6 protein-coding genes are annotated in these 8,036 nt (G+C 54.3%); 4 read left to right on the forward strand and 2 right to left on the reverse strand.

The window, feature by feature from the left end; all coding sequences use genetic code 11:
* Window positions 1-33: 33 nt before the first annotated feature.
* Window positions 34-1,602 (reverse strand): multicopper oxidase CueO, encoded by a 1,569-nt coding sequence (gene cueO, locus ACTU3N_RS18840; RefSeq protein ID WP_443087652.1) that lies wholly within the window; start codon window positions 1,600-1,602, stop codon window positions 34-36.
* On the opposite strand from cueO, the gene ACTU3N_RS18845 reads away from it, so the two are divergent.
* The 3 genes from ACTU3N_RS18845 to speD all read left to right on the forward strand — a co-directional run bounded on the left by ACTU3N_RS18845 (window position 1,601) and on the right by speD (window position 3,892).
* Window positions 1,601-2,092 carry a YacC family pilotin-like protein gene (locus tag ACTU3N_RS18845; protein WP_443087653.1) on the forward strand — a complete coding sequence of 164 codons (492 nt, stop codon included), beginning with the start codon at window positions 1,601-1,603 and terminating at the stop codon, window positions 2,090-2,092. The two genes, cueO and ACTU3N_RS18845, sit on opposite strands and share 2 nt — an antisense overlap.
* A 135-nt stretch (window positions 2,093-2,227) precedes the next feature.
* Window positions 2,228-3,097 (forward strand): polyamine aminopropyltransferase, encoded by an 870-nt coding sequence (speE, locus tag ACTU3N_RS18850; protein ID WP_443087654.1) that lies wholly within the window; start codon window positions 2,228-2,230, stop codon window positions 3,095-3,097.
* Window positions 3,098-3,892, forward strand: a complete 795-nt coding sequence (speD, locus tag ACTU3N_RS18855) for an adenosylmethionine decarboxylase (protein WP_443087655.1) — start codon at window positions 3,098-3,100, stop codon at window positions 3,890-3,892.
* 27 nt (window positions 3,893-3,919) lie between these two features.
* Here the strand turns inward: speD and yacL are convergent, their stop codons facing one another.
* A complete protein-coding gene (gene yacL / locus ACTU3N_RS18860) occupies window positions 3,920-4,282 on the reverse strand; it encodes a protein YacL (RefSeq protein WP_443087656.1) in 363 nt (120 codons plus the stop codon).
* Between the two features lie 408 nt (window positions 4,283-4,690).
* Between yacL and ACTU3N_RS18865 the strand changes: the two genes are divergently transcribed.
* On the forward strand, window positions 4,691-8,036 hold a 3,346-nt coding region (locus ACTU3N_RS18865), incomplete at its 3' end, for an Ig-like domain-containing protein (RefSeq protein WP_443087657.1).

Below are 8,036 nucleotides of genomic sequence, written 5' to 3' on the forward strand. Positions count from 1 at the left end.
CCCCGACCGTAAGGCTGGGGGGATTTTTTTTGGTTAAACCGTAAACCCTAACATCATGCCGGTATCCTCATGCTCCAGCAGATGGCAGTGCGCCATATACGGATACGCTTTCGGCGCGTCGTGAGCAAAACGCACCAGCACTTCGCTACGCGCACCATACACATTCACCGTATCTTTCCAGCCTGTGCGATGCGCCGCTGGCGGTTTACCGTTCTCTGAAAGAATGCGGAACTGGGTGCCGTGAATATGGAAAGGATGCAGCATCATGTCTCCTTCACCGGAAATCACCCAGCGCTCATACTGCCCTTTTTGCGCCGCAAACGCCGGGGTATTCATATCAAATGCTTTACCATTAATACGGTTGGCATTATGGAAATCGAACCCCTTGCTGCCATGACCCATTTGGCCGTGGTTCATTTGGCCGTGATCCATTTGTTGATGGTCCATCTGCCCGTGCTGCATCGACATACCGGCCATCGCGCCTTCGCCATATTTTTCCCTCAGCGCCTGCATGCCCATCATATCCAGCATTGGATCCATAGAGAGTTGCAGCGTGCGCTGTGTTAACCCGTCCAGCGCAGGCAGCGGCGGCAGAGAGGCCAGCGTGTCCGGCAGCGTGCCGGAGGCGGCGACTTGCAGCGGCTGGATATGCAGCACAGGATGCGGCTTGTCGAATGGCGCAACGGTCATGCCCATCTGTTTTACCGGCAGCGTTACGATATCGAACGGTTTGCCATCGCGCGTGTCCACCAGCACCTCAAAACGCTCGCCCATGAGCATCGGCAGCTCGCTCACTTTAACCGGCTCACTCAACAGACCGCCATCGCTCGCCACCACATATAAAGGGCGTTTATCGCTGGCGGCAAAATTGAGCGAGCGCGCGTTACAGCCGTTTAACAGGCGCAAACGCAGCCAGCCGCGTGGCGCAGCGTGCTGCGGATAGATTGCACCGTTAGTGAGCAGCGTATCGCCAAACCAGCCCACGGCGGCACTCATCACATCTAATTGATAGTCGATTTCCCCCCGCGGGGTAAATTTTTTGTCCTGCACGATAACCGGCACATCATCGATGCCCCACTGTTTTGGCAGACGCAGCAGGCGACTGTTCGCGTCCTCAATCAGTACCAGCCCCGCCAGCCCCATCGCGACCTGGCGCCCGGTTTTGCCATGCTGATGCGGGTGAAACCAGCAGGTTGCGGCCTGCTGCGTCGGGGTAAAACTCACCGCACGGCTGCCGCCCGCTTTGATAATCCCCTGCGGGCCGCCGTCCACCTCGCCGGGCACTTCAAGGCCGTGCCAGTGCACGGTGGTTTCTTCAGAGAGCCGGTTATAGATCTCGACATTCACCTCTTTCCCCTGCGACAGCTGCAGTGCCGGTCCCAGCAACGCGCCGTTATACCCCCAGGTCGCGGCCTTTTTGCCGGCAAAAGTGGTTTCACCCGCCTGCACCACCAGCCGTATGCGGCTTTGCGCGTCCGGAGCCAAAAGAGGCGGAACAGGCAGCGCGGGGCGCTGTGCGGCAAACAGCGAGCGGCTCCACAGCGGTAGCGCGCTCGCCACGGTAAGGGCGGCGGAATATTTTAAAAACTCTCGACGTTGCATGGGTATTTCCTTATTCGTTGCAGGTTCTTTTCAGCTTAAACCTTTCCCCTGCCGGAAGGTCAAGCAAACCAGGAATAATAAATATCGTCGCCCATTCACGAGTGTGCTAACGTTTAAATTCCGTCATCCTGTGGTAGAGAGAATGAAGACGTTTTTCAAAACCGTAATCCTTGGCAGCCTGCTGGCTGTCTCCGTTAACAGTTATGCGCTGAGTGAATCCGAAGCTGAAGATATGGCCGATCTCACTGCAGTCTTCGTTTTTCTGAAAAATGATTGCGGCTACAATGACTTACCCAATGGGCAGATTCGTCGTGCGCTGGTGTTTTTTGCCCAGCAGAATCAGTGGGATCTTAGCAATTATGACTCATGGGATATGAAATCATTGGGCGAAGAGAGTTATCGCGACCTCAGTGGCATCGGTATTCCCACGGCAAAAAAATGCAAAGCTCTGGCGCGTGATTCCTTAAGCCTTCTCGCCTACGTGAAATAACCCCTTCCCTGTCCTTTAGCAATTAAGCCGCAACGTATCCGTACCTGGCGTGGTTGACGCTGGTCGTGCATCATCGCGCAGACCGGGCTATGATGTTGCGCTTGCTTTTCGCGGATGTTAACAAAGGAGCTGCCAATGGCTAAAACCCCGGTATGGCAAGAAACGCTGCACGATCAGTTTGGTCAATATTTTGCCGTTGATAACGTGCTTTATCATGAGAAAACCGATCATCAGGATCTGATAATCTTTGAGAACGCTGCTTTTGGCCGCGTGATGGCGCTGGACGGTGTGGTACAAACGACCGAGCGCGATGAGTTTATCTATCACGAAATGATGACCCACGTCCCACTGCTGGCGCACGGGCATGCGAAACATGTGCTGATTATCGGCGGCGGCGATGGCGCTATGTTGCGCGAAGTCACCCGCCACAAAAATATCGAAACCATCACGATGGTTGAAATCGACCAGGGCGTGGTCTCTTTTTGCCGCCAGTACTTACCCAAACATAACGCTGGCGCGTATGACGACCCGCGTTTCAACCTCGTCATTGATGATGGCGTCAAGTTTGTTAACAGCACGACGCAAACGTTTGATGTGATTATTTCAGACTGCACTGACCCGGTCGGCCCCGGCGCGAGCCTGTTTACCTCGGACTTTTACGCCGGCTGTAAACGTTGCCTGAACGCGGGCGGCATTTTTGTCGCGCAAAATGGTGTCTGTTTCCTGCAACAGGACGAAGCGGTCGACAGCTATCGTAAGCTGAACCACTACTTTGATGATGTCAGTTTTTACCAGGCTGCGGTGCCAACTTACTATGGCGGCATCATGACATTCGCCTGGGCGACCGATAACCCGGCGCTGCGCACGCTCTCGACTGAAATTATCGCCGCCCGTTTCCATAACGCTGCGCTGAGCTGCCGTTATTACAATCCGGCCATTCATACGGCAGCATTTGCTTTGCCGCAATATTTACAGGACGCCCTGACCCCTAAGGAGGTGAGCTAATTGAAAAAGCTTAAACTACATGGCTTTAACAACCTGACGAAAAGCCTGAGTTTTTGTATCTACGATATCTGTTACGCCAAAACTCCCGAAGAGCGCGACGGCTATATCGCCTATATTGATGAGCTATATAACGCCAATCGTTTAACAGAGATCCTCACGGAAACCTGCAATATCATTGGCGCCAATATTCTGAATATCGCCCGCCAGGATTATGAGCCGCAAGGCGCAAGCGTCACCATTCTGGTCAGTGAAGAACCTGTCGACCCGCACCTTATCGACAACACCGAGCATCCCGGCCCGCTGCCCGAAACCGTTGTGGCGCACCTGGATAAAAGCCATATCTGCGTACACACCTATCCGGAAAGCCACCCGGAAGGCGGCCTGTGTACTTTCCGCGCCGACATTGAAGTCTCAACCTGCGGGGTTATCTCTCCGCTGAAAGCGCTGAATTACCTTATCCATCAGCTGGAGTCGGATATCGTTACCGTGGATTATCGCGTGCGTGGCTTTACCCGCGACGTCAACGGGATGAAACATTTCATCGATCACGAAATCAATTCGATCCAGAATTTTATGTCTGATGATATGAAATCCTTGTATGACATGATGGATGTGAATGTTTATCAGGAAAATATTTTCCACACCAAAATGCTGCTTAAAGAGTTCGACCTTAAGCACTACATGTTCCATACCAAACCGGAAGATTTAACGCCACAGGAGCGTGAAGAGATAACCGCTGCGCTGTGGAAAGAGATGCGCGAGATTTACTACGGCCGCAATATTCCGGCCGTGTAACCGACAGGGAGCAAGGAGGCTCCCTGATTAACGCTGTTTGAGAAATTCGCGATAGGCATTCACGACTTGCAGAAAATCCTCGACGCCACACAGCGACAGGCTCTCTTCATCGTAGTAACTCATGCCTTCTTCCATCTCGTCGCCGGAAAATGCCAGCTGATTAGCGCGCACCATCACTTCTTCGCCATCCAGCCACAAGGTGTATTCATGCCCGGCGCGCTGCCATGAGCGCTCGCTGCCTTTCACGGTTTTTGCCGCCTGCTCCACTTCGTCGAGCAAGGCCAGGTTCTCTTTGACTTCTTCGTTAAACCAGTGCCCAAGCGCTTCATGCCCCATCGACATCCGCACCTTCACCACACCGGTGACATCACGCAAAAATTCGTAATCCATAAACCCTTCCTCATGCCAGCATGCAACCAGCCTATGCTGTAATTATCGCAGCACAATACAGGAAAAAAAGGATCGCAGGCGCCAGCATAGAAAAATATCTTTCAGCGCAATAACAAACGCCCCGCCCGGTTTGATTTTTTATTGATTTATTAACTCTTAAAAAAATTAATTTTATAAATTGTTTATTTTTCCTCTGCCCCTTTCAGTATCTCCCGCCGTCTACCGACGTATTACTTATAACAACAGATTTAATCTTCAGCTCATTGATTCGCTTAAAAAATAACCACCCGAAGTTTTCTGTTTTTCATTATTGGCAGAAAAGGCGGCTGTTTTTTTATTGATCAAAACCCCAGGGAAAAGAGCCATGCAGGTTGGCGTCGATAGTGATACAGGACGTAATGAAATCAAATGAAAAACACTCAGTCGTGGTTTACACCGTTTAAAACAAAAATCATTGCCGGGATGCATATTTTTCTGCAAATAGCCCTTCCCGTGGCCCCCATAGTTAACCCGGTTACCGGACACGCCAAAACGCACGCGGTGGCGCAACCCACCACGGTGTACACATTACGAACGGGGGAAACTGTCGCCTCCGTGGCTGAGAAACACCACCTGAGCGTGCAGTCGCTGCGTGAGTTAAACCAGCTACGCACGTTTGCGCGCGGTTTCGATAACCTGCAAGCCGGTGACGAGCTGGATGTTCCCCGCACGACAGCCAGCACCCCGCACGATATGCTCCCGCCATCTTCACCATCAACGACGCTGCAAACGGCGGCCGGGCTGGTTTCGCGCGTGGCCAGCGCCCGTGACCACGAAGCCATGACATCCACGGTTTTTAGCCTCGCCAGTAATGAAGTCAGCGAACAGATCCAGCGCTGGCTTGAGCAGGTTGGCACGGCGCAAATACAGCTCGCGCTCAACAAAGAGTCCGGGTTAACGAACTCACAGTTCGATATGCTTATTCCTCTGTCAGAGCGCGAAGACCGGCTGTTTTTTTCCCAACAAAGCCTCCACCGTACCGACGATCGCACCCAGGGGAACGTAGGTTTTGGTTATCGCGCATTCCATAACACCTGGATGGTCGGGGGCAACACCTTTTTTGATTACGACCTGTCGCGCGGCCATAAGCGTATGGGAACAGGCATTGAATACTGGCGCGACTATCTGAAGTTCGGCGCAAACAGCTACCTGCGCCTGAGCAACTGGCAAAACTCGCCCGACAGGCAAGATTACACAGAGCGTCCGGCTAACGGCTGGGATATCCGTGCTCAGGCATGGCTGCCTGCGCTGCCGCAACTGGGCGGAGAACTTATTTACGAACAATACTACGGTCAACAGGTCGCGCTCTTTAGCAAGGACAACCACCAGCGCAATCCGCACGCTATCACCGTCGGGGTTAATTACACCCCCTTCCCTTTGCTGACGCTCAACGCGGCACGAAGCCTGGGAGCATCCGGGCGCGGCGACACGCGTGTAGGCATTCAGTTGCGTTATCAGCCGAACGAAACCTGGCGGCATCAGACCGACCCCGCTGCCGCTCAGCAGATGCACAGCCTGGCAGCAGACCGGCACGCGCTGATTGAGCGTAACAACCAGATAGTGCTCAATTACCGTAAAAAAGTGGTGATTCGCCTGCAAGCCGCTCCCCTGGTCACCGGCTATGCGGGTGAGGAAAAACCGCTCGGTGTGGTGGTAAACAGCCAGTACGGGCTGGATAAAATTAACTGGTCGGCTGCGGCGCTGGTGGCGGCAGGCGGGGAAATCGTGCAGAAAAGCGCTGCCGATTACAGCGTTATTCTGCCGGATTATCAAACCGAACCCGGCAGCAGCAATACCTACACTCTGCGCAGTGTGGCGGTGGACAAACAGGGCAACACTTCCCCTGCGGCAGAAACCCAGGTGACGGTAGTCCAGGGCACCATCAATACGACAACGAGTCTCTTTATCCCTGCGCACAGCCAGTTGCTGGCAGATGGCAAGACGCAGCTACAGCTGGTGCTGAAAGTGAATGATAGCCTGGGTAAACCTGTCGATATCCCTGAAGAAGATATCAGTATCGAAAAAGTCGCCAAATTACGGGGCAACATCACCTCAACGATCAGTTCCTTCACCCGCCGCGCACCCGGCGAGTACGTCGCCACGCTGACGGCAGGCACGCGCCCTGAAAACTTTACGCTGACTCCGTTCGCCCGCAACAGACGCTTTGCAGCGGCAAATATCATCCTGACCGAAGATAACGCCAGCGCGCGGATCCGCAAAAGCGATCTGATCGTCGTTAAGGACAATGCAAAAGCCGATGGTATCGACACGAATAGCATCAAGGCAACGGTGACAGATATTCACGGCAACGTCCTGGCGGATCAAACGGTAAGTTTCAGCGCTGATAATGGCGCGACGATTATCAGCAGCGGCACAACCGGGGACGATGGCAGCGTCACCGCCACGCTTACCAATACCACCGCCGGGCAAAGTAACATCACGGCGACTGTGAATACTCACACACAGCACCAGGCGCTGACCTTTGTCGCCGACAGTGCGACGGCGCAGATAGCGAGCGGCCATCTGGTGGTTATAAAAGATAACGCGAAGGCGAACGGTGTTGATGAGAACAGCGTAAAAGCGACGGTGACGGATGCCGAGGGTAATCCTCTTGCGGGCCAGGTGGTACGTTTTAGCGCAGACAATGGCGCAACCATTACCGCCAGCGGCACGACCGGCAGTGACGGCAGTGTCACCGTGACACTCACTAATACCTCCGCCGGGCAAAGTAGTGTTATAGCGACCGTTAACGGTAGTGTGCAGCATCAGATGCTGACCTTTGACGCAGACAGTTCAACGGCGCAGATTGCCAGTGGCGATCTGGTGGTGGTCACAGACAGTGCCAGGGCGAACGGTATTGATACCAACACGGTTAAAGCGACGGTGACGGATGGCTACGGCAACCGGGTCGCAAATTTTCCGGTGGATTTCTCGGCAGATAACAGCGGTACGGTGGCGGCAACGGGCACAACGGATGCTTCGGGCGAAGTGATCATGGTTATCACCAGTACGAAGGCCGGGCAGAGTACCGTTACCGCAACGGTTGATACCAGCACGCAGCGCCAAACGTTGAGCTTTGTGGCTGACGATGCGACAGCACAAATTGCTGCCGGGGATCTGGTGGTAATAAAAGACACGGCGAAGGCCAACGGTGTTGATGCGAACAGCGTGAAAGCGACGGTAACAGATGTACACGGCAATCTCTTACCCGGTCAAAGGGTGAGCTTCCACGCAGACAACAGCGCAACCATCGCTGCCAGTGGCACCACGGGCAGCGATGGTTCGGTCACCGTGACGCTGACCAGTAAAAAAGCCGGAGCCAGCAAGGTCACCGCGACGATCAACGGCAGCAGTCAGAGCCAGACGCTGAGCTTTGTCGCCAACGCCGGTACCGCGCGGATTATCAGCGGGGATCTGCTGGTGGTCAGCAATAATGCACTGGCCAACGGCAGCGCCAGCAACAGCGTGAAAGCCACGGTGCGCGACGAGCACGGTAATATTCTGTCCGGTCAGAAGGTGAGTTTCACCGCGGACAACAGCGCAAGCATCGCCGCCAGCGGTACCACCGGCAGCGACGGTTCGGTCATCGTGACGCTGACCAGCAAAAAAGCCGGAGCCAGCAGGGTCACCGCAACAATCAACGGCAGCAGTCAGAGCCAGACGCTGACCTTTGTCGCCAACGCCGGTACCGCGCGGATTATCAGCGGGGATTTGA

The organism is Vagococcus sp. WN89Y (assembly GCF_052220145.1).
Taxonomy (GTDB): Bacteria; Pseudomonadota; Gammaproteobacteria; order Enterobacterales; family Enterobacteriaceae; genus Kosakonia.